This is a genomic window from Rhizobium sp. LjRoot258 (genome assembly GCF_964254185.1).
Lineage (GTDB): Bacteria > Pseudomonadota > Alphaproteobacteria > Rhizobiales > Rhizobiaceae > Rhizobium.
The window spans coordinates 251291-273339 of record NZ_CAXUST020000002.1; the positions used below are offsets into that span (position 1 = coordinate 251291).

Consider the following 22049-nt stretch of genomic DNA (forward strand, 5'->3'; position numbering starts at 1 on the left):
GCGCGACAGGGATAATACGTTTATGCTGTTGAGAGACGAAGTCGAAATGCTGCGGCGGGTGCCAATCTTCTCGCGGATAGCACCTGCGAAACTCAAATTGTTGGCCTTCACTTCCGATCGCATGACATACAACGTCGGACAGGACCTCTTCCATCAGGGCGATCCGGGCGATGCCGCTTATGTCGTTCTGTCGGGAACTGCCGACATTCTTGTCCATTCGCCTGCCGGCGACATCAAGGTTGCCGATGTGGAACTCAATTCCATCGTCGGCGAAATCGCCATTCTATGTGACGTCTCGCGCACCGCGACGGTTCGCGCCACCTCGCCTTTGGAAGTCCTGCGCATCAGCAAGGAACACTTCCTGAAATTGCTCAGCGATTTCCCCGAAATGGCCGTCGAGATCATGCGGGTGTTGGCAGACCGTCTGAACCATACAACGGCAGAGCTGACTGCAGCCCGTGCGGCGAAGCAGCCGCAGGTAGCGATGTAGCGATTTCAACGTCTTGAACGCAAAAGGCCTGCCTCAGATCGTGAGGCAGGCCTTTTGCCGTTTTCGCGCATTCAGTCGCGCTGTTCGAGCGCCCTGCTGAAGGCCAGAGCAGCGAGTGTGCACACGGCGCCCGACAGCAGGTAGTAGCCAACGAAAGGCAGGCCGAAACGACTGGACAGGGTGAGTGCGACCAGCGGCGCAAAACCGGCGCCGACGAGCCAGGCAAGGTCGGAGGTAAAGGCGGCGCCCGTATAGCGGTAGCCTCTGCCGAAGCGCGATGAAATCGAGCCAGTCGCCTGGCCGAAGGACAGGCCGAGCACGCCGAAGCCGATGATGACGAAGGCATCCTGCCCTTCGGAGCCGGCACCCATCAGGAACGGACCGATGAAGCTGAAGATCGCGATCAGCACGGCACAGATGGCAAGCTGGGCGCGCCGGCCGATGCGGTCTGCAATCATGCCGGAGACGACGATCGCGACGAGACCGACCATTGCGCCGACGATCTGCACGACCATGAACGTGCCGATCGGCTGGGTTCCGTAGAGGTACATCCAGGTAAGCGGGAAGATCGTCACGAGGTGGAACATGGCAAAGCTTGCGAGCGGCACGAAGGCCCCGAGCAGAATGTCGCGTCCATGGACGCGCAGCACATCACGGATCCGTGCTGCTTCGAGTTCGTGCTGTTCCAGCGCCTGGCCGAAATCCGGCGTCATGACGAGACGCAAACGCGCAAAGAGCGCAACCACGTTGATCGCAAAGGCGACGAAGAACGGATAGCGCCAGCCCCAGCTCAGGAAGTCTTCATTGGACAGATTGGCGATGAAATAGCCAAACAGCACGCTTGCCAGCGCAAAGCCGATCGGGGCCCCGATCTGCGGGATCATCGCATACCAGCCGCGGTGGTTTGGCGGTGCGTTGAGTGCAAGCAGCGAGGCCAGACCATCCCATGCGCCGCCGAGTGCAAAGCCCTGGCCGAGCCGGAACAGGGCCAGCAAGGCGATCGACCAGGCGCCGATCTCGTTGTAGCCCGGCAGGAACGCAATCGACGCCGTCGAGCCGCCGAGCAGAAACAATGCGATCGTCAGCTTGGCGCCGCGGCCGTAGATGCGGTCGATGGTCATGAACACGACCGATCCGACCGGGCGTGCCAGAAAGGCGAGCGAAAAGATCGCAAAGGAATAGAGTGTTGCCGTCAGTCGATCGGGTGCGAAAGGAAAGACGAGCTGAGGGAAGACCAGGACGGATGCCAGGCCGTAGACGAAGAAATCGAAGAATTCCGACATGCGCCCGATGACGACGCCGATCGCGATGCTGCCGGGTGATACCGGCTTGTCGGCATGAATTCGCCGCGCATCCTGTTCCATCGATGTGGATGATGGTCCGTAATGTGTAGTATTCGCCATGAAACGCCTCCCTGTCGAGGCACCCTGTGGCAAAGCGCCTCAGCAGCGATCTTGATCAAACCACTGCGCTTATCAAGTCTGATCGACGTAAATAGTTCATCTTCCTGCTCCGAAAATTAGATGTGGATAAAAAATCGCGTTCCGTGCCGCGAAATCGGACTGCAAAAGGCTGGCATGATCAGGCTTGGCGGATATATTAGCCCTTCGAAAAGGGTTGCGCGCAAAAATCCTTCGAATTTTTATCAGGATTTTGACATCCTGCGCCACGTGCCCTATCCCGCAGTGCGGCATTTCTGCTGCACTGCGACCAAACACCTCATGTTGCTATCAGGTACAGTGCTTTAGTCGCGGTTTGGACGAAACAACAAGAGCATAGAGACGTGCAAAAACTGCCAAAGTTTTCCCGCCATCTCCTCATTCTGCCACTGCTTTTGACGCTGGCAGGATGCAATTTGGTGGTCATGTCGCCTTCGGGCGATATCGCTGTGCAGCAACGCGACCTGATCATTGTATCGACGGTTTTGATGCTGCTGATCATCGTTCCGGTGATCTTCCTGACGCTGCTGTTTGCCTGGCGTTACCGCCGGTCCAACACGGCAGCCACCTATGATCCCGAATGGCACCATTCCACACGTCTCGAAGTGGTCATCTGGTCGGCACCACTGGCAATCATCATCGCGCTCGGCGCCATTACGTGGATCAGCACGCACAAGCTCGACCCCTTTCGTCCTCTCGATCGGATTGACGCTGAGCGCGCCATCCCGGCCGATGCCAAGCCGCTGACCGTCGAAGTCGTCGCACTCGACTGGAAATGGCTGTTCTTCTATCCCGAACTCGGCATTGCGACCGTCAATGAAATGGCCGCGCCCGTCGACGTTCCGATCAGTTTCAGGATCACCTCCTCGTCGGTCATGAACTCGTTCTACGTCCCGGCGCTTGCGGGCCAGATCTATGCAATGCCCGGCATGGAGACCAGGCTGCACGCTGTCATCAACAAGCAAGGCGTCTTTGACGGCTTTTCGGCCAACTACAGTGGTGCCGGCTTCTCGCACATGCGCTTCAAGTTCCATGGCGTCGACCAGCAGGGCTTCGATCAGTGGGTGGCACAGGTCAAGGAAAAGGGCACTGCGCTGAACAGGGATACCTATCTGAAGCTCGAGCGGCCAAGTGAGAGGGAGCCGGTGCGTTACTTCGCGTCCGTCGACAAGGATCTCTTCAACGCAATCCTCAACATGTGCGCGGCACCCGGCAAGATGTGCATGAACGAGATGATGCACATCGACATGATGGGCGGGGGTGGCAAGGAAAGTGCCGAAAACCGCGAAAAGCTGCGCTACGACGACCGCCACGCCGGTCAGACCGGTGGCGAACACGCAGCTCCTGCGGCCGAAAGCCACGATGCCATCGAAACCAAGCCGGCAGACGCTACGAACGGCGAGGCCGGCGACACGCAGACGATGCCGGGGATGCAGCATGACGGGCACGCGATGCCCGGCATGGACCAAGGCACCGGCGGCGATGCAGCGCCAGCGCAGCAGAACAACAACTAGACCTGGCGCTTTGCGTCGATACGACATCAATGGACGGGTTAATCCATGTTTTCCAATCCTGACCTCCTGAAGTTCATCTTCGGTCGGTTGACCCTAGAATCGATCCCCTATCACGAGCCGATCCTGGTCGTGACTTTTGCGGTCGTCGCGCTTGGCGGCATCGCGCTTCTGGGTGTTGTTACCTATTTCAAGCTCTGGGGTTATCTCTGGCGTGAATGGCTGACGAGCGTCGATCACAAGAAGATCGGCGTCATGTACGTCATCCTCGCGCTCATCATGCTGCTGCGTGGCTTTTCCGACGCGATCATGATGCGCCTGCAGCAAGCAATCGCCTTCAACGGATCGGGTGGCTACCTGCCGCCGCATCATTACGACCAGGTCTTCACCGCCCATGGCGTCATCATGATCTTCTTCATGGCGATGCCGTTCGTCACGGGTCTGATGAACCTTGTCGTGCCGTTGCAGATCGGCGCGCGCGACGTGTCCTTCCCGTTCTTAAACAATTTCTCGTTCTGGATGACGACGGCGGGCGCGATCATCATCATGCTCTCGCTCTTCATCGGCGAGTTCGCCCAGACCGGCTGGCTGGCCTATCCGCCGCTGTCGGGGTCCGCCTACAGCCCGGGCGTTGGTGTCGACTATTATATCTGGGGTCTGCAGGTCGCCGGTATCGGCACGACGCTTTCAGGGATCAACCTGATCGCGACCATCGTGAAGATGCGCGCACCCGGCATGAGCTTCATGAAGATGCCGGTCTTCACCTGGACGTCGCTGTGCACCAACATCCTGATCGTCGCGACCTTCCCGGTCCTGACAGCGACGCTGGCGCTGCTCTCGCTCGACCGTTATGCCGGCACGAACTTCTTCACGAACGACCTTGGCGGCAATCCGATGATGTATATCAACCTCATCTGGATCTGGGGCCACCCGGAAGTCTACATCCTGGTGCTGCCGGCCTTCGGCATCTTCTCCGAAGTCGTTGCCACCTTCTGCGGCAAGCGTCTCTTCGGCTACGCCTCGATGGTCTATGCCACCTGCGTGATCATGATCCTGTCCTATCTCGTCTGGCTGCACCATTTCTTCACGATGGGGTCGGGCGCCAGCGTCAATTCGTTCTTCGGCATCACCACGATGATCATCTCGATCCCGACAGGGGCGAAGATGTTCAACTGGCTGTTTACGATGTATCGCGGCCGCATTCGCTACGAAGTGCCGATGCTGTGGACGATGGGCTTCATGGTGACCTTCGTCATCGGCGGCATGACCGGCGTCCTGCTCGCCGTTCCGCCGGCAGACTTCGTGCTGCACAACTCGCTCTTCCTGATCGCCCACTTCCACAACGTCATCATCGGCGGCGTGGTGTTCGGTCTGATGGCGGGCGTCACCTATTGGTTCCCGAAGGCCTTCGGCTACAAGCTCGATCCGTTCTGGGGCAAGATGTCCTTCTGGTTCTGGCTGATCGGCTTCTACTTCGCCTTCATGCCGCTTTATGTGCTTGGCCTGATGGGCGTGACCCGCCGCGTGTCTCAGTTCGAGGATCCGTCGTTGCAGATCTGGTTCATCATCGCCGCATTCGGTGCCGTGCTGATCGCGATCGGCATCGCCTCCTTCATCATCCAGCTCGTCGTCAGCTTCTTCAGGCGCGAAGAGCTGCGTGACACGACGGGTGATCCGTGGGATGCCCGGACGCTGGAATGGTCGACCTCGTCGCCTCCTCCGGCTTACAACTTCGCCTTCACGCCAGTCGTCCACGACCATGATTCCTGGTACGACATGAAGGCGCGCGGCTATGCCCGCCCGCTGGAAGGCTTCAAGCCGATCCACATGCCGAAGAACACCGGAACCGGTGTCATCCTTGGCGCGATCAGCGTCGTGCTGGGCTTCGCCCTTATCTGGTACATGTGGTGGCTCGCCGCCTTGTCGTTCGCAGCCATGATTGCCGTGGCGATCGGCCATACCTTCAACTACAAGCGCGACTTCTATATCCCCGCGAAGGAAGTCACGGAAACGGAAGGCAAGCGTACGGCGCTGCTTGCCGAGCAGGTGTAAGACCATGAGCGATACTGTGATCGACAAGGCCAACAAGCCTGAATTCTACCTGACCGACGAGCACCATCCGGAAGGCAGCACCATGCTGGGCTTCTGGCTCTACCTGATGAGCGACTGCCTCATCTTCGCGGTGCTGTTTGCAACCTATGCCGTTCTCGGCCGCAACTATGCGGCCGGGCCGTCGCCGGCCGATCTTTTCGATCTGCCGCTGGTGGCGATCAACACCTCGATGCTGCTTCTGTCGTCCATCACCTACGGCTTTGCGATGCTGCAGATGGAGCGGAAGGAGAAGGGCGCCACGCTCTTCTGGCTCGCCATTACCGGCATCTTCGGCCTGGCCTTCCTCGGTCTCGAACTCTACGAGTTTGCGCACCTGATCCACGAAGGTGCCGGCCCGACCCGCAGTGCCTTCCTGTCGTGCTTCTTCACGTTGGTCGGCACGCACGGTCTGCACGTCACCTTCGGCATCGTCTGGCTGGTGACACTGATGGTGCAGGTGTCGATGCGCGGCCTGATCCCGGAAAATCGTCGCCGCCTGATGTGCCTGTCGATGTTCTGGCACTTCCTCGACGTCGTCTGGATCGGCGTCTTCTCCTTCGTCTATCTCATGGGAGTTCTCGGATGACCTCTAACGCACCTGCAACCGAGGACGCTCACGAAGCCCATCACGGTCACAGCCACGGACACGAGGCCGCCCACGGCACCTTCAAGAGCTATATGATCGGCTTCGTGCTGTCGGTCATCCTGACGGCGATCCCGTTCTGGCTGGTCATGACCGGCGTGTTCGAAAACTCAGCCGTCACCGCCGCCTGGGTCATGGGGCTCGCCGCCGTTCAGATCGTCGTTCATATGATCTTCTTCCTGCATATGAACCCGCGCTCGGAAGGCGGCTGGACGATGATGGCGCTGATCTTCACGCTTCTGCTTGTCGCCATCGCGCTCGCCGGCTCCCTCTGGGTCATGCATCATCTGAACACAAACATGATGCCGATGAGCCCGGAAATGATGAAGAACATGCCCTAAGGGCAGGAGCGGGCGGCGGTCACGCCGCCCGCAAAGGTTTCTGGTCATGGCCGGCATTCCCTCCAAAAAAGCACAAAGACAGCATACTGCCGCCAAGCTGGCGGTGGTCTGCGGCCTCATGGTGGCGATGATTGCCGTGCTGGTTTCGCTCGGTGTCTGGCAGGTCGAACGGCTTTCCTGGAAAGAGGACCTGATTGCCCGCGTCGATCAGCGTGTTCATGCCGAACCGGTTCGCGCGCCGGCACGCCCAGCGTGGGGACAGGTCAGCCGCGCTAAGGACGAATATCGTCATGTGACGGCCGAAGGCATCTTGCAGAACGACAAGGAAACGCTGATCTACGCGTCGACGACGCTCGGCCCCGGCTATTGGGTAATGGCGCCGCTTTATCTCTCCGACGGGACGTCTATCCTAATCAACCGCGGCTTCGTACCAGCGGACAAGCGCGATCCTTCAACCCGCAGCGAAGGGCAGAAACCGACGCCGGTGAAGATCACCGGGCTGCTGAGGATCACGGAGCCGAAGGGTACGCTGCTCAAATCAAACGATCCGGCCAATGAGCGCTGGTATTCGCGCGATGTGGCTGCCATCTCCGAGCGCCGAAACGTCGCTGATGTCGCCCCCTATTTCATCGATGCCGATGCGGCGCCCAATCCCGGCGGCCTGCCGGTCGGCGGGTTGACGCAGATCGTCTTCCCCAACAACCATCTGGTCTATGCGCTGACCTGGTTCGTGCTGGCGATCATGGCTGCCGGGCTGCTTGCCTTCGTTGCCCGCAGTGAGTTGCGCGCCCATCGGGCCTGATCAGACAGCCTTGCTGTGCGGGTAGAAGCGCTGGGCGACATGCTCTCCCACCGCAAAAGCCTGACTGACGATCTCGGGAACGAGATCGATGTCAGGCAGACTGCCGAGGCCAAGTGGGCCGACGGCAAACAGTCCATCGGCCGTTGATCCATCCTCAAGGCAAGGCTGGCCGCGCTGATTGACGGCCAGGCCCAGTGATAATTCGTCCGCCAGAGCCAAGCCTTCGCTTACCAGGCTTGCGAGCAGTGGTGCGCTCAATTGCGGTCCGCGGCAGCGGCAATCCAGGACGCGCTCGGCATGCACGATCTCATCGGATTGCGAGCCGGCGGGCCGGAAGAAGAGGCCGCCCAGGCCGTGGCGTCCCACGACGCCGCGGCGAAGAACCGTGTTACCACCGGCCAGCTCGCTCTGAAGACGGGCGTAAATGGCCTCCGGCAGTCGGTTGCGATGGCTGTCGTAGATGGCTCTCAGATGCCGGTTGAACTGGTGCTTTTGATGGGCCGGCAGCGCGCGCCACAAAGACCGGGCGTGCTTGCGCAATCCGTTCATGACGGACTGCCAGCTTCGGCCCTCCTCCTCTGCCTGGCGGCAGGCGCTGCGGATGAAGCGCAGGATGTCGGGAAGGCTTGATGGCAGAGCATCTGCGGGAAAAACCGGATCGGCGGCGTTCGGCGTATGGCTCTGCGGCAGGAAACCGCGCCGGGAAAGAATGGTAACCTGCCCCGCATAGCCGGCATCGCGCAACTGCAGGAGCTGATCGACGACCCTGATGCCGCTGCCGAGCAGGACCGTGTGCGGTCGTGCGATCAGGCGCTGCGCTCTGACCGGCGACGGCTCTTGCTCCGGTTCGTCGATCTCTGGCAAGCCGTAGCCGGTGGCGAGGATGACTGTGTCGAATAGAGGATTGGCGGGATTGGCGCTTTCGAGCAGGAAGCGGTTGCCGTGGCTCCTGCGGATCGCCACAACCGGTTCGTGGCAGACCTGAACGGTGATGTCCTTGCGGGCGGACAAGGCTTGCGAGAAGCGTTGGTAGACGTAGTCGCTGAAAATCTCCTTCGGCACGAAGATCTGACGAAATCCCGGGATCGCTGCAGGTACGGCGGCGCGGAATTCCGTGTTGCTACAGAGCCAGTCGTTGAAATCGTCGTTATCGCCGGCGCAAACCGAAAGATCCCGCACGCGCGTATTCAGGATCGTTGAGGCACGCGTTGAGGAGAGTGCCTGTCCACCGCTGACCGACGAATTGGGATCGAAAAGCTGCAAATGAAAAGGCAGACGCACCGTCTTCATCAGGGCGATTGCCGTCATCATTCCGGAAAAGCCGCGGCCGACAATGGCAAAACGCGGCATGGCGGAGATCTGTGCTGCCGCCGCTGACTTCGAAGAAAACAGGCCTTGAACCGTCATCTCAACTCCCCTGCGACCCTTGCGCATCGTGTCTCGATTGGTTTCAACGCGGGAAAAATCGCTCGCGCGTTGCGAAGGTTCACGCGGTTTTGAACCGCCTATTAGTCTATCAAACTGGTCGTGTATGAAAGCTCCAAAAGACGATTTAGGCAAGCATTTTGTTCCCACCCCTATCGTCTTGAGGAGATAAGTATTGGAAAGTGCATCGATATTTTGAGTACCAACGGTGCCATTCCGCCGGCTCTTTTTGTCCTTGGTGAGCTCACGATAAAATAACCAACTGGTGAATTCTTGACTTGAAGGGCCGAAGGGAATCGGCAAAAGTAAGGGCGCTAATCAATCCTTCATGGATTCGCCGTCTTTCCGGACCAGCGTCCGACCACACCTCTGTTTGGAAGATTACCGTGAGCAGCGATGCTTTAACACGCGCGACGAAGCCCTCGGCTTCGATGGCGAAGGCGATTGCGGCAGGCTGGGGCAAAGGCCTCTTCACGCTCGTGCGCATCACCGTCATGGCGTTTCGCCATCCCTGGCAATCCGGTTTCGCCATTGGTGCAACCCTTGTGGCCTCCACCTTCCAGCTGATGATCCCCCGCCTGCTCGGCCAGGCCGTCGACCACACGCAGATCGCGATGGAAGGCGGTCAGGCAGGGCAGCTTGCACAAGACGCGCTTTTGACGACCGCGCTGATGCTGCTCGGCGCCAGCGTCCTACGCGGCATCTTTACGATGATCCAGAACTATTACAGCGAAAGCGTCGGCCACCATATCGGCTACGAGCTGCGCCTTGCCTGCTACGAGAAGATCCAACGGCTCTCCTTCAGCTTTCACGACAGCGTCCATTCAGGCGACCTGATCACCATCGGGTTGCTCGACCTCGAAGGTGTGCGCATGTACTTTTCGACGGCGCTGGTGCGCATGGTGCTGTTGACGATGCTGATTGGCATCGGCGCCTATATGCTGCTTTCCACAGACGTCGTTCTCGGTTTGCTTGCCTTAAGCTTCGTGCCATTCGTCGGCTGGCGCTCCTCGGCCACGCAGTTGCGGTTGCGCGCAACCTGGCTCGAGCTGCAGGAGCGGCTATCGGTGCTGACCCGCATCATGGAGGAAAATCTTGGGGGCATCCGCGTCGTACGCGCCTTTGCCGCGCAGGCGCACGAGATGAGGAAGTTCGAGAAGGCCTCGAAGAGCGCTCTCACACTCGCCCACCAGCGCGTCGGCATCCGCGTTGTCAACACGAGCGCCATGACCTTTTCCTTCTTCGCGGCCATGGGACTCGTGCTGTGGATCGGCGGCGGCAAGGTGATGTCCGGCGAGATCACCGTCGGTACGCTCGCTTCGTTCCTGACCTTCATGACGATCCTGCAGATGCCGGTTCGCCAGCTCGGTCTGATGGTCAATGCCTTCGCACGTGCCTCGACCTGCGGCAGTCGTCTCTTCAACCTGCTCGACCTCGAGGTCGCCGTGCGCGATGCGCCGGATGCAACGGATCTGGCGCTGGGTGACGGTACGCTTCGCTTCGAGAATGTAAGCTTTGCCTATCCGAGTTCGCCGATGCACGAGGTGTTGCGCGATGTTTCCTTCGAGGCAAAGCGCGGCGAGACGATCGGCATCGTTGGTCCGCCAGGCAGCGGTAAGTCGACGCTTGCCCACCTCATCCCGCGCTTCTACGACGTCACGAAGGGCAAGATTACCATTGACGGGCAGGACATTAGCAAGGCGACGCTGCAGTCGCTGCGTCGCGCCGTCGCCGTCGTGCAGCAGGATTCCTTCCTGTTCACGACCTCGATCGAAAACAACATCGCCTATGGAGACCCCTGGGCAAAGGAAACCCGGATCGAGCGGGCGAGCGAAAGCGCGCAGCTGCACAACTACGTGCTCGGCCTGCCGACCGGCTATGGAACGGTCGTTGGCGAACGCGGCGTGTCGCTGTCGGGCGGGCAGCGCCAGCGTCTGTCGATCGCCCGCGCGCTGATGCTGAAGCCTGCCGTGATGGTCTTCGATGATTCGACGGCGGCGATCGATGCCGCGACCGAGCAGCGCATCCGCGCGGCAATGCGCAAATATGCGGCCGATCGCGTGACGATCATCGTGGCGCATCGCTTGAGTTCTTTGATGCATGCCGACCAGATCCTGTTCGTCGAGCATGGAGAAATCGTCGAGCGGGGCACACACGAAGAGTTGCTGGCCGCGGGCGGACGCTACAAGGCGCTTTTCGATCTACAGGTGCGGCCGGGCGACGAGGCCCTCAGCGCCTAGGGAGGAACATAATGGCCGAGGAACTGGAAACCGAACGCTCCGACGTCCGCGAGGATGGACGCCGCCCGCCGCGCGCCGTTGTCGGCTCCCACCGCGTCGAGGAGGAGATGTTCGGCAAAGCCTTCGACGGCAACATCGTCAAACGCATCTGGTCCTTCGTGCATCCCTACCGCCGGCAGGTTCTCTTGTCGGTGGGCGCCGTTCTGACGTTCACGGCCATGCAGTTGCTGATCCCGCTGATCATCCGCTATGCGATCGATCACGGCATGCGGCCCGGGGGAAGCCATTCAGCGCTGACGTGGTCGATGGTCGTCTTTCTAATCGCGATCTTGATCAACTACGGCGCCAGCTATGCGCAGGAGACGCTGGTCGGCAATGTTGCCGAAGACGTTCTCTTCGACATCCGCAAGGCGATGTTTTCGCACCTGCAGCGGGTTTCGCTCTCCTTCATGGACAAGACCGAGGTCGGGCGCCTGATGTCGCGCCTTCAGGGCGACGTCAATTCTATGCAGGAATTTCTGGAAACCTCCGTTTTGTCAGTCGGTGATATCGCGCTGCTGTTCGGTATCGTCTTTGTCATGCTCTATCTCGACTTCAAGCTCGGCCTTTTGACGCTTTCCGTCCTGCCGATCCTTTTTGTCGTGCGCCTCTTCTGGCTGCCGCTGGCGCGCAAGTCCTTCATGGCAGCGCACGAGACCAATTCCGTCGCAAACGGAGCGCTGGCCGAGGCGATCCATGGCGTGCGCGCCGTCCAGAGCATGGACCGCCAGGGCGTCAACTTCATGCTCTATGACGACAAGGCGAAGGCGAACCTGAAAACGCACCTGACGGCGGCGCGCTACGCCCAGGTGATGGTGCCGATCGTGGACTCGCTGACCGGTGTTGCTATGGCCCTCGTCATTGTCGTCGGTGGTGCACGTGTGCTCAACCAGGCACTCGATGTCGGCGTCCTTGTCGCTTTCCTGTTCTATATCCAGCGGTTCTTCGACCCGATCCGGTCGCTGACGCTGCAGTATTCGGTGATGCAGCGCGCCATGGCCTCCGGTCAGCGGCTGACGGAAGTTCTCGACGTGCCCGTTGACATCAGGGACGCCCCAAATGCCAAGGAGCTTTCCGCCGATATGGACGGATCGGTTGAATTTCGCGACGTCGTCTTCGGCTACAATCCCAAGCTCCCGGTTCTCAAGCATGTCAGCTTCAAGGTAAATCCGGGCGAAACGGTTGCCCTTGTCGGCCCGACAGGTTCGGGCAAGTCGAGCTGCATGTCGCTGATCCACCGCTTCTACGACGTTCAGCAGGGCCAAGTGCTGGTCGGCGGGCACGATGTGCGCGATCTGACACAGGATTCGCTCGGCAACCAGATCGCCATGGTGCTTCAGGAACCATTCCTGTTTACCGGCACGGTGTTCGAGAACATTCGCTACCACAAGGCGGAGGCGACCCGCGAACAGGTCATCGAGGCTGCCAAGGCCGTCGGCGCCCATGACTTCATCATGCGCCTGCCGCAGGGCTATGACAGCATGCTCGGCGAGCGTGGCGGCAATCTATCTCTTGGTCAGCGTCAGCTTCTGAGCTTTGCCCGCGCGCTGGTGGCCGACGCGAAAATCCTGGTCCTCGACGAGGCGACGGCCAATATCGACAGCTATACGGAAATGCTGATCCAGAAGGCGCTGGTCAAGCTCCTCGAAAACCGCACGGGACTTGTCATAGCCCACCGCCTCGCCACCATCCGGGAGGCGGATCGCATCATCGTCTTGCAGAACGGCGAACTGATCGAGACCGGGAACCATCAACAGCTGATGAAAAACCGCAAGCTCTATTCCAGGCTCTACAATCTGAACTACGCGTCGTTCGACGATATTCCGGACACGGTTTTGGAAGAAACGGCGGCGAACGGTTCAGCCACTTAAATTCAGGCCTTTCCAAGCAACGTTACTGATTGAAGAGGAGGATCTTCCATGGATTATCGCAGGCTTGGCCATAGTGGAGCGGTCGTCGCCGCCTACTGCCTCGGCACCATGACATTCGGCGCCGAGGCTGATGAAGCGGCATCGCACAAGCTTCTCGACGACTATTTCGCCTGGGGCGGCAATTTCGTCGACACCGCCGATGTCTACAGCGCCGGCAAGTCCGAGGAGATCATCGGCCAGTGGCTGAAGACGCGGCCGACCGAGGCAAAACAGGCCGTGATCGCAACCAAGGGGCGCTTCCCGATGGGTCCCGGTCCAAACGACATCGGCCTTTCGCGCCGCCACCTGAACCAGGCGCTCGACGCTTCGCTTTCGCGTCTCGGCGTCGAGCATATCGATCTCTATCAGATGCATGCATGGGACGCGCTGACGCCGATCGAGGAGACGTTGCGCTTTCTCGATGATGCCGTATCGGCCGGCAAGATCGGTTATTACGGCTTCTCCAACTATGTGGGATGGCACATCGCCAAAGCCGTGGAAATCGCCAAGGCGCGCGGCTATACGCGACCAGTAACGCTGCAGCCGCAATATAGCCTTCTGGTGCGCGACATCGAGCTGGAGATCGTCGCGGCATGCCAGGATGCCGGCATGGGTCTGCTGCCATGGTCACCGCTCGGCGGCGGCTGGCTGACGGGCAAATACCGGCGTGACCAGATGCCGACCGGCGCCACCCGCCTCGGTGAGAACCCGAAAAGGGGCATGGAATCTTACGCTGAGCGCAATGCGCAGGAGCGCACCTGGGCGATCATCGATACGGTGGAGGAGATTGCCAAGGGCCGCGGCGTCAGCATGGCGCAGGTTGCACTCGCCTGGACGGCGGCACGACCTGCCGTGACGTCTGTTATCCTGGGGGCGAGAACGAGCGAACAGCTTTCGGACAATCTCGCCGCGGCAAAGCTTTGCCTCTCCGATGAGGAGATGACGAAGCTGACCGAGGTGAGCCGGCCTGAGGTGGCCGACTACCCCTATGGTGCCGGCGGCACGAACCAGCGGCATCGAAAAATCGAAGGCGGACGGTAAAATTGGTCGTGGCAGCCGGAAGGCATTTCGGCTGCCACTTTGATCAGAGGCGCACGCCGCTCGTATCGTCGAAGAGATGCAACTGCGAAGGATCGACAACAACACCGATCGTCTCGCCCGCTCGCGCTGATCCGCGGCCGGTCTCGACGATCGTCAGTTCTGGCGTCGTCGCTGCAGTCACGAAGGTGGATGAGCCAGTCGATTCCACGACCGCCACCGGCACGTCGAACGTGCCCTGCCCTGCCGCCGTTATGCCCATATGCTCCGGGCGAATGCCAACGGTGACCTTGCGGCCCGGCTGGACCTGGTGGTCGATGGCGATCTTGTGCTTTACGGTGTCGAGATCGATCGCCAGGCTCTTGCCATCGTCGGCTATCACCGCCGGAATGAAATTCATGGCGGGAGAGCCGATGAAGCCTGCAACGAACTTGTTGGCGGGCTTGTCGTAGAGATCGAGCGGCTTGCCCTGCTGCTCGATGATACCCTCGCGCATGACGACAACATGGTCGGCCATCGTCATAGCCTCGATCTGGTCGTGGGTGACGTAGACGGATGTCGCGTGCAAGCGGTCGTGCAGCGCGCGGATCTCCTTGCGCATGTGGACGCGAAGTGCTGCGTCGAGGTTGGACAGCGGCTCGTCGAACAGAAACGCCTTCGGGTGGCGGATGATGGCGCGGCTCATGGCGACGCGCTGGCGCTGACCGCCCGAAAGCTCGCGCGGGTAGCGCTTCAAGAGATGCGCTAGCCCTGTGGTTGCCGCAACCTCTTCGGCCGCCTTCTTGGCCTGCGCCTTGGCGACGCCGCGGATACGCAGGCTGTAGGTCAGGTTTTCCTCGACGGTCATGTGCGGATAGAGCGCATAGGACTGGAAAACCATGGCGACGTCGCGCTTGCGCGGCGGCACATTGTTCATCAGTTCGCCTGCAATCTTCAGTTCGCCCTCGGAGATGCTCTCAAGGCCCGCAAGCGAACGCAGAAGGGTCGACTTGCCACAGCCGGAGGGGCCGACCAAGGCAACGAAGGTGCCCTTGGCGATCGACAGGTTGATATTTTTCAGGGCATGGAACGCGCCGTAATGCTTGTTGACGCCGCTGAGCTCGATCTGATTGGTCATTTGAGGGCTCCAGAGGTGAGGCCGGATACGATGCGGCGCTGCAAGAGAACGAAGATGGCAAGGATCGGCGTCACATACATCGTGGCGTAAGCCATGATGTTGTTCCACTCATTGGTGTTCGGCCCCATGAAGGAGTTGAGACCGACGCTTGCCGGCTGAAGCTCGGCTGCCTGGATCATCGACTTCGAATAGACGAACTCGCCGAAGGCCTGCATGAAGATCAGGATGGCGCTGACCAGAATGCCGTTACGCGCCAGCGGCAGCACGATATTGAAGAAGGCGCCGACGCGGCTGTTGCCGTCGACGAGCGCAGCTTCCTCGAGTTCCAGCGGCACGGCCATGAAGGTGGCGCGCACCAGAACGACGAAGAAGGGCATGCTCTTGGCGGCAATCGCAATGATGACGGCAAGCCTGGGATAGTTGAGCATGCCGAATTGCGAGAAACCGACGAAGATCGGCGTCACCATCAACGATGCCGGCAAAACCTGCAGCATCAGGATCAGGAACAGACCGATATCGACCCAGACGTTGCGGTAGCGCGCCAGAACATAGGCGCAGCCGACGCCGAGGACGGTGATCAGCGTCACGGCACCGACGGCAATCACCAGCGAGTTCCAGAGATAGCGGCCCATGTCGCGGCTTTCCCAGACATAGCCGAAGGTCCCCCACTGCGGATCGCCCGGCCAGAAGCTCGGCGGCGTGGCGAACATCTCCGATCCGCCCTTGAGTGCGGTGATGTACATCCAGTAGAGCGGGAACAGATAGATCGCTGCCATGACGATGGCGATCCCAAGCATAAGGCGGTTGCGCATGGTCTCGCTCATCCGCGCACCTCATGGCGTGTCGAGCGGACATAGACGACCGAGGCGAACATGACAAAGACGATCATGATCACGGAGATCGTCGCGCCCTTGGCGAAATCATACTGGCGGAACGACAAATCCCAAGCCCAGTACTGTGTGACGTTGGACGAGTTGTTCGGACCGCCGGACGTGATCGCGGCGAAGAGGTCGAACTGCTGTAGCGTGAAGATCAGGCCAAGCGCGATGATGGCGCCGATCGTCGAGCGCATCATCGGCAGCGTGATCGTCCAGAAGCGCTGCCAGGCATTGGCGCCATCGAGTTCGGCCGCCTCGTAGAGGTCGCCGGGGATGCCGGACAGACCGACTGATAGCAGGATCATGTTAAAGGCAGTGCCGAGCCAGACGTTGGCGATGATGACGGCATAAAGTGAAAAATGCGGATCGGAGCGCCAGAAGATGTTGGCGCCGATAATGCCGCTTTCCTTGAGAATAAAATTGAGGACGCCGAAGTCGCCGGAGAGGATCCAGTTCCAGATCGCGCCGACGACCAGGCCGGGCATGACCCACGAGACGAGGAACAGGCCGCGCAGCCACGATGCACCGGGGAAGTTCACCCAGAAGAACAGCGCCAGGCCGAAGCCGATCAGGAACTGACCCGCAATCGACCCGACCACGAAGATGACCGTATTGCCGAGGATCGGCCAGGTCTCCGGCTGCGCAAAGAGGTCGACGTAGTTCTTGAAGCCGACGAAGGGACGCGAAAACGTGCCGAGGCTGAACATGTCAACTTCTTGGAAGCTCATCACGACATTGTAGATAAGCGGCAGTCCCGCCATCAGGAACAGGAACGTCAGCGGAAAGGCGACGAGCGCAATGTCGAAGCCGCGGCCGTCCCTGACGCTTGAAAGAATCCGTCTCATCGGTCCTCCGATACTCCGAACGGGGCTGCCTGACGCTTGCGCTTCAAGACAGCCCCTGCCGGGAGGAAATGGTGGGATGGCCCGAGGACCATCCGGTTATGCGGGGAAGATCAGCCGAGAACAGCCTTGATCTTGTCGGCAGCCTGATCGAGCGCATCCTTCGGGCTCATCTGACCGGTCAGCGCAGCCTGGATGGCATCCTGGATCGCCTTGGAGATCTTCGGCCACTGCGGATGCGGGCCGCGCGGCTTGGCGTACTTCAACTGCTCGATGAAGACCTTGAGCGCCTCATCCTTGAGCTTCTCGCCGGTCTCCGGGATGGTGATGTCGGAACGGGCCGGAAGCTGGCCGTAGTTCTTGAACATCTTGTCGTCCTGCGAGGCAAAGAACTCGAGCGCCTTGAAGGCTTCAGCCGGGTGCTTGGTGCTGGCAAAGATCGCCCAGTTGAAGTCACCCATTGCCGAAGAACGCTCCGCCCCTTCCTTCGGAACCGGCAAAAGGGCAACGCCCCAGTCGAACTTCGCTTCCTTCATCATGCGATCGAGCTCCCAAGGTCCGGAGATCGCCATGGCGGCATTGCCCGAATTGAAGGTGCCGGTCGAGTCCCACTGGCCGCGCGTCAACGTATCGGGAGAAGCAAGCTTCTCGTCCATGATCGTCTTCCAGGTTTCCAATGCCTTGACCGTGCCCTCGGCGTTGATGTCCTCGTAGCCGCCGCCAGCCATCTGGGCCCAGGGAAGGAACTGGAAGGTCCCCTCCTCGCTCGCCTTCGCCGAGAAGGCAAGGCCGTAGACGTTCTTGGCCGGATCGGTCAGCTTGCGGGCATCCTCGACGAGTTCGTCCCAGGTCTGCGGCGGCTTGTTCGGGTCGAGGCCCTTGGCCTTGAACATGTCCTTGTTGTAGTAGAGCGCGATCGTGTTCGTCGCCTTCGGCACGCCGTAGTACTTGCCGTCCCATTCGACCGACTTCAGCGGACCGGGGAAGTAGTTTTCCGGCTTGATGACCGAAGATGATTTGACCATGTCGGTGATGTCGAGGAAGGCGCCGCGCGAAGCAAACATCGCATGCTCGGGATTGTCGACGGCAATGATGTCAGGTGCCTGGCCGGTGGCATAGGCGCGCATGGCTTCGGTGACGACATCATCGAACTGGATCAGACGATATTCGATCTTGATGCCATTGTTCTGGGCGTTGAATTCCTTGACGAGGTTCGGTGCCGGCTGGATGTCCTTGTCCAGCGACCAGAGGGTCAAGGTGACGTCTTCAGCCTTGGCGGCCAGGCCGAAGAGAGAGACGCCTGCCAGCGCCAAAGCGCCGATCATTGCAAACTTGCGGATACCCATAGTTCTCCTCCTTTGTGGTTATCCTGTCGGAAGCCGGCGATTCCTCCTCGCCGGCCACGATGTCATCAGACCGGATCGACGACGAAGTCGCCGCCCCGGGCATGCTTGAGATGGTTCAGTGCGTAAACCTGACCGGTCATTTCCAAATCGTCGCGATAGACCGGGTCGTGCCAGCCTTCGATGTCGATCGAGCCGGACCAACCGGCAAGCCGCAGTTCAGAAATGATGTCGGTCCAGTTGCTGTCGCCGAAGCCCGGCGTGCGCATGAAGACGAACTTTTCCTTGCCGAAGATGCCGTGTTCCTTGATGACGTCCCAGCGGATCGTCGCGTCCTTGCCGTGCACGTGGAAGATCTTTTTTGCCCACTTGCGGATCTGCGCCAGCGGCTCGATCAGATAGACCATCTGATGGCAGGGCTCCCACTCCAGACCGACATGATCGTCCGGCGTTTCGTTAAAAATCAGTTCCCAGGCATCCGGGTTGTGCGCGATATTCCAGTCGCCGCTCGCCCAGTTGCCGTCCATCGCGCAGTTTTCGAAGGCGATCTTGATGCCCTTGTCGGCTGCACGCTTGGCAAGCTCGCTCCAGATCTCCTTGTAGCGCGGCAGGCTGTCGGTCAGCGGCTTGTTGCGGATGCGGCCGGTAAAGCCGGCAACACAGGTTGCGCCGAAATGGTGGGCATTGTCGATGCACTCCTTCCAGCCCTGCAGCGTCTCAAGGTCGATGTCGGTGGTCTCCAGCGGATTGCCGAACATGCCAAGCGTCGAAATGGTGATGTCACGACCGCTGATGGCATCGACGCAGCGCTTGCCAAGTTCGGCAAGATCCTGGCCGTTGGTCGTCTGCCAGAAGAAGGGTTCGAAGCTTTCGAAGCCCATATCGGCGATCTGGCCGATACGCTTGTCGGCACCGCCCTTGGAGGCGCTGACCATGGTGCCGATACGAATGGACTTGGCAGGGTTGCTCACAATCTCTTTCCTTATGCTGAAATTTCAATGCGCTTGCCGGTCTTGGCGCTCTCGATCGCGCCGAAGACCATGGCGAGGCTTCTGATATTGTCGGAACTTGCCGTCTCAGGCCGCTTGCCAGTGTTGATCGCCTCCACGAAACTCGAAATGACGCTGGCATGGCCATGCGTTTCTTCCTCGTGAGCGGGTTCGGGAACGTTTACGGGTGCAAAGCCATGCAACAGACCAGGCTCAATGCCGGCAACAGCGGCGCTGAACGTATCGGCGCCGTCCCAGGTCAGCATGCCCTTGGAGCCGACGAGACGCCACTCGCTTTCCCAACTGGTGCGCTCGCCTTCCGCACACCAGGAGCCGCGATAGGTGAAGACGACATCATCGGCAAATTCGAAGGTCGCATTGGCAGACGCGCCGTGCTTGTACCAGGAGCCTTTGGGGTTGCGTTCAACGCAATAGACGGCGCGCGGCTTCTTGTCGGCGACATAGCGGGCGGCATCGAAAGTGTGGATCGCCATGTCGAGGAGCAGGACATTGTCCATCTCTTCGCGGAAGCCCCCGAAATGCGGGCCGAGGAAGAAATCGCAATGGATGGCAGTCAGGTCACCGATTGATCCGCTCTCAATAAAGCGGCGCATGCGGCGCACGCCCGAGATGAAGCGACGGTTCTGGATGATGGCGTGGATCTTGCCGGTTTCGGCCGCCAGATCAATCAGAACCGCCCCTTCGGCAAGCGAGGTTGCCATCGGCTTTTCGCTGAGAACGTGGCAGCCAGCCTTCAGCGCAGTGGAGACGACGTTGAACCGTGCCGTCGGGATGACGACGTCGAACACGATGTCGGCCTTGGACCTTTTGATGACGTCGGCAAGATCGGTGCCGATCACAGCCCCTTCGAGGCCGAACTCGGCGGCGAGCGCCTCGGCTGCTGCCGGATTGACGTCGACGAGACCCTTGACCTTAATGCCGGCTTTAAGAGCCGGGGTTTCCTTGATAGCGCGCAGCCAACCCTTGGACATGGCTCCGCACCCGCATAGAACGGCATTCAAAATCACGATTTCCTCCGGTGGATCGTTTCTGGTTTTCCTCCCGAAACGCATCCCGTAAACGTTTACGATACTAAGCGGAAACGTTTCCTGGTGTCAATACCATGTGGTTTTTGCAAGAATGCTGCGGAAAACACCTGCAAATGCGGGCTCTTAGGCAAATCGATATTGCGCCGCAGCATGGAAAATATCCCCATCGATTTGCCAGGCTGACCGGTGCACGAGCGTTGCGGCGAGGATGGATCGTTCAAACAGACGATATCATCGGCGCCGAGGTCGTCCCTCGGCAAACGAGGACGCTGACTTGCGCCACATTTAAGCTGCAGTAAGCAGACTGGCAAAACATCCGAGCTTATGCCTTGAGAGAAAAAGCGTCGCTTTCTCCGGGGACAAGTTCGAGAGGCCAGATCGTGTTGCGTGCGCCCTTTGGGTAGTGCGCCGCATAGGCCGGCATTGTCGCAAGCAAGGTTTCGGCAAGCTCGACGCCGAGATCGCGCAGTGACATGCGAAAGCAGGTGAGTGATGGCTGCAGGAATTTGCCGCGCGGTTCTTCGCGGAAGCCGATGACCGCGAGATCGCGGCCGGGAATGATACCTGCCTCAGTCAGACGCCGGTAGAGACCAATCGCCATGAGCTCATAAATAAGGATGATCGCCGTCGGCTTGCTGTCGAGCCGCAGCATCTCGTGGCCGGCCTGATAGCCGCCCTGCTCACTCGATTTGACGCGGATGACCAGCGACGGATCGAAGGTGATGCCATGCCGCTCAAGCGCTTGCCGATAGGTATCGACGAAGATGTAGCCGAGGTTGATATCGTTTGATGGTGCGGCGATGGCGATACGACGATGTCCCTTCGACACCAGGCGATCGACGGCGCAGGTAGCAACGCCCTCGAAGTCAAGATCGATCCAGGTGTGGTTGCCGCCCGATGTGCTGCGGCCCAGCGCGACGAACGGTATCTTGGCCTTCACCAGCAGGTCGATGCGTTTGTCGACGCGCTGCGTTGCCGAGATGATCATGGCATCGACGATCCGCCGCGCGACCATCCGCTTCAGATACTCGTGGGGGTCTTCATCATTCGGGCACGGCAGCATGAGCAGGTCAAGCTTGTGACGGGACAGGACGCTCTGCAAGCCGCCGGTGACGCCAAGGAAGAAGTTGTCGCTGTTTTCGACCGTCTCCTTGCTGGATTCGATCATCAGGCCGATGACGTTTGTCGTGCCCTGACGCAGGCTGCGTCCGGACTGGTTCGCCACATATCCAAGCTCTTCGGCGGCCGCGAGCACGCGCTTGCGCGTCCCCTCGTTGACGTCGGGCCTGTCGTTTAGCGCACGCGAAACCGTCCCGATTGAAATGTCGAGATGCTTGGCGAGTTGGCGAATACCCTTCATCTGCGGCAATCTTCCTCCCCGATGGAACGTTTTGCCTTCCTATCTGCCATACTAAAACGTTTCCGGAAAGCGTCCTTACGACGAGCGATGCGGGCCCGGTACTTAAATTGCCATTGAGCCGGATGTCGCCAGCGCCACCATCGCCACGAGGGCGCCGGCGGCGGCTCCGGTCGATTTCGCCATTGCGTCTGGCAGTCGCGCATGGCGCGACGGCGACAGGAGCTGCAGCAATTCCGAAATGCCCGCGCCGATCACACAGGCGATACCAACCAGTGCCGCGGAGTGTGAATAGCCGAGGACAAAGAAGAACGCCATTGACGCGAAAGCGAGGCTTCTGTCGAGGTTGACGCGGGTGATCGTTCGCGGGCGCAGCCTGATGGGGGCAATCGTCACGAAGAGAATCAAGGCAAACAGCAGCCATGCGATTGCCTGCGCAACGACGACCAGGTGCAACCCACTGACAATTTGGTCGGACACGAAAGACATCCTCTTGTCGCCGCTT

The 22049-nt window shown here is 60.0% G+C and carries 19 protein-coding genes; 9 read left to right on the forward strand and 10 right to left on the reverse strand.

Annotated elements, in window-relative coordinates; translation table 11 throughout:
- The first annotated feature begins 22 nt into the window (after positions 1–22).
- Entirely contained in the window at positions 23–490 is a 468-nt protein-coding gene (locus ACSQ9D_RS22065) for a cyclic nucleotide-binding domain-containing protein (protein ID WP_037118675.1), read from the forward strand.
- A gap of 71 nt (positions 491–561) precedes the next feature.
- On the opposite strand, the gene ACSQ9D_RS22070 is transcribed toward ACSQ9D_RS22065, so the two are convergent.
- Positions 562–1893, reverse strand: coding sequence for an MFS transporter (locus ACSQ9D_RS22070; protein ID WP_436284100.1), 1332 nt, complete (start codon positions 1891–1893; stop codon positions 562–564).
- Between the two features lie 380 nt (positions 1894–2273).
- Between ACSQ9D_RS22070 and cyoA the strand changes: the two genes are divergently transcribed.
- From cyoA to ACSQ9D_RS22095, 5 genes are read left to right on the forward strand one after another with little or no spacing between them, the layout of a single operon-like run.
- The gene (gene cyoA, locus ACSQ9D_RS22075; RefSeq protein WP_436284101.1) at positions 2274–3443 is read left to right on the forward strand and encodes a ubiquinol oxidase subunit II; all 1170 of its coding nucleotides are present in this window, start codon (positions 2274–2276) and stop codon (positions 3441–3443) included.
- Positions 3444–3488: 45 nt separating this feature from the next.
- The gene (gene cyoB / locus ACSQ9D_RS22080; protein WP_436284102.1) at positions 3489–5492 is read left to right on the forward strand and encodes a cytochrome o ubiquinol oxidase subunit I; all 2004 of its coding nucleotides are present in this window, start codon (positions 3489–3491) and stop codon (positions 5490–5492) included.
- A 4-nt stretch (positions 5493–5496) separates the two neighbouring features.
- Positions 5497–6117: a cytochrome o ubiquinol oxidase subunit III gene (cyoC, locus tag ACSQ9D_RS22085; RefSeq protein WP_436284103.1), complete on the forward strand. Its 621-nt coding sequence runs from the start codon at positions 5497–5499 to the stop codon at positions 6115–6117.
- Positions 6114–6515 carry a cytochrome o ubiquinol oxidase subunit IV gene (cyoD, locus tag ACSQ9D_RS22090; protein WP_037118684.1) on the forward strand — a complete coding sequence of 134 codons (402 nt, stop codon included), beginning with the start codon at positions 6114–6116 and terminating at the stop codon, positions 6513–6515. The genes cyoC and cyoD overlap by 4 nt, the downstream gene beginning before the upstream one ends.
- Before the next feature lie 46 nt (positions 6516–6561).
- Entirely contained in the window at positions 6562–7317 is a 756-nt protein-coding gene (locus tag ACSQ9D_RS22095) for an SURF1 family protein (protein WP_436284104.1), read from the forward strand.
- Here the strand turns inward: ACSQ9D_RS22095 and ACSQ9D_RS22100 are convergent, their stop codons facing one another.
- Positions 7318–8724 (reverse strand): FAD/NAD(P)-binding protein, encoded by a 1407-nt coding sequence (locus tag ACSQ9D_RS22100; protein ID WP_436284105.1) that lies wholly within the window; start codon positions 8722–8724, stop codon positions 7318–7320. It abuts the gene before it with no gap.
- 449 nt (positions 8725–9173) lie between these two features.
- Here ACSQ9D_RS22100 and ACSQ9D_RS22105 point away from each other — a divergent pair, with 449 nt between their 5' ends.
- The 3 genes from ACSQ9D_RS22105 to ACSQ9D_RS22115 are packed head-to-tail and all read left to right on the forward strand — an operon-like array spanning position 9174 to position 13972.
- Positions 9174–10982 (forward strand): ABC transporter ATP-binding protein, encoded by a 1809-nt coding sequence (locus ACSQ9D_RS22105; protein WP_436285141.1) that lies wholly within the window; start codon positions 9174–9176, stop codon positions 10980–10982.
- Between the two features lie 11 nt (positions 10983–10993).
- Positions 10994–12892 (forward strand): ABC transporter ATP-binding protein, encoded by a 1899-nt coding sequence (locus ACSQ9D_RS22110; protein WP_436284106.1) that lies wholly within the window; start codon positions 10994–10996, stop codon positions 12890–12892.
- A gap of 48 nt (positions 12893–12940) precedes the next feature.
- Positions 12941–13972 carry an aldo/keto reductase gene (locus ACSQ9D_RS22115; protein ID WP_436284107.1) on the forward strand — a complete coding sequence of 344 codons (1032 nt, stop codon included), beginning with the start codon at positions 12941–12943 and terminating at the stop codon, positions 13970–13972.
- A gap of 43 nt (positions 13973–14015) precedes the next feature.
- On the opposite strand, the gene ACSQ9D_RS22120 is transcribed toward ACSQ9D_RS22115, so the two are convergent.
- The 8 genes from ACSQ9D_RS22120 to ACSQ9D_RS22155 all read right to left on the reverse strand — a co-directional run bounded on the left by ACSQ9D_RS22120 (position 14016) and on the right by ACSQ9D_RS22155 (position 22033).
- Complete coding sequence (locus ACSQ9D_RS22120; protein ID WP_047519340.1) at positions 14016–15086, reverse strand: ABC transporter ATP-binding protein; 1071 nt, start codon at positions 15084–15086, stop codon at positions 14016–14018.
- Complete coding sequence (locus ACSQ9D_RS22125) at positions 15083–15910, reverse strand: carbohydrate ABC transporter permease (protein ID WP_436284108.1); 828 nt, start codon at positions 15908–15910, stop codon at positions 15083–15085. The genes ACSQ9D_RS22120 and ACSQ9D_RS22125 overlap by 4 nt, the downstream gene beginning before the upstream one ends.
- The gene (locus ACSQ9D_RS22130) at positions 15907–16809 is read right to left on the reverse strand and encodes a carbohydrate ABC transporter permease (protein ID WP_368515601.1); all 903 of its coding nucleotides are present in this window, start codon (positions 16807–16809) and stop codon (positions 15907–15909) included. Before ACSQ9D_RS22130 ends, ACSQ9D_RS22125 begins: the two co-directional genes overlap by 4 nt.
- 110 nt (positions 16810–16919) lie before the next feature.
- The gene (locus tag ACSQ9D_RS22135) at positions 16920–18152 is read right to left on the reverse strand and encodes an ABC transporter substrate-binding protein (protein ID WP_436284109.1); all 1233 of its coding nucleotides are present in this window, start codon (positions 18150–18152) and stop codon (positions 16920–16922) included.
- A gap of 65 nt (positions 18153–18217) precedes the next feature.
- Positions 18218–19120 (reverse strand): sugar phosphate isomerase/epimerase family protein, encoded by a 903-nt coding sequence (locus ACSQ9D_RS22140; protein ID WP_436284110.1) that lies wholly within the window; start codon positions 19118–19120, stop codon positions 18218–18220.
- A gap of 11 nt (positions 19121–19131) precedes the next feature.
- Positions 19132–20211: a Gfo/Idh/MocA family protein gene (locus tag ACSQ9D_RS22145; protein ID WP_436284111.1), complete on the reverse strand. Its 1080-nt coding sequence runs from the start codon at positions 20209–20211 to the stop codon at positions 19132–19134.
- A 298-nt stretch (positions 20212–20509) separates the two neighbouring features.
- The gene (locus tag ACSQ9D_RS22150; protein ID WP_436284112.1) at positions 20510–21547 is read right to left on the reverse strand and encodes a LacI family DNA-binding transcriptional regulator; all 1038 of its coding nucleotides are present in this window, start codon (positions 21545–21547) and stop codon (positions 20510–20512) included.
- Between the two features lie 102 nt (positions 21548–21649).
- The gene (locus tag ACSQ9D_RS22155) at positions 21650–22033 is read right to left on the reverse strand and encodes a VanZ family protein (RefSeq protein WP_436284113.1); all 384 of its coding nucleotides are present in this window, start codon (positions 22031–22033) and stop codon (positions 21650–21652) included.
- Positions 22034–22049: the final 16 nt, after the last annotated feature.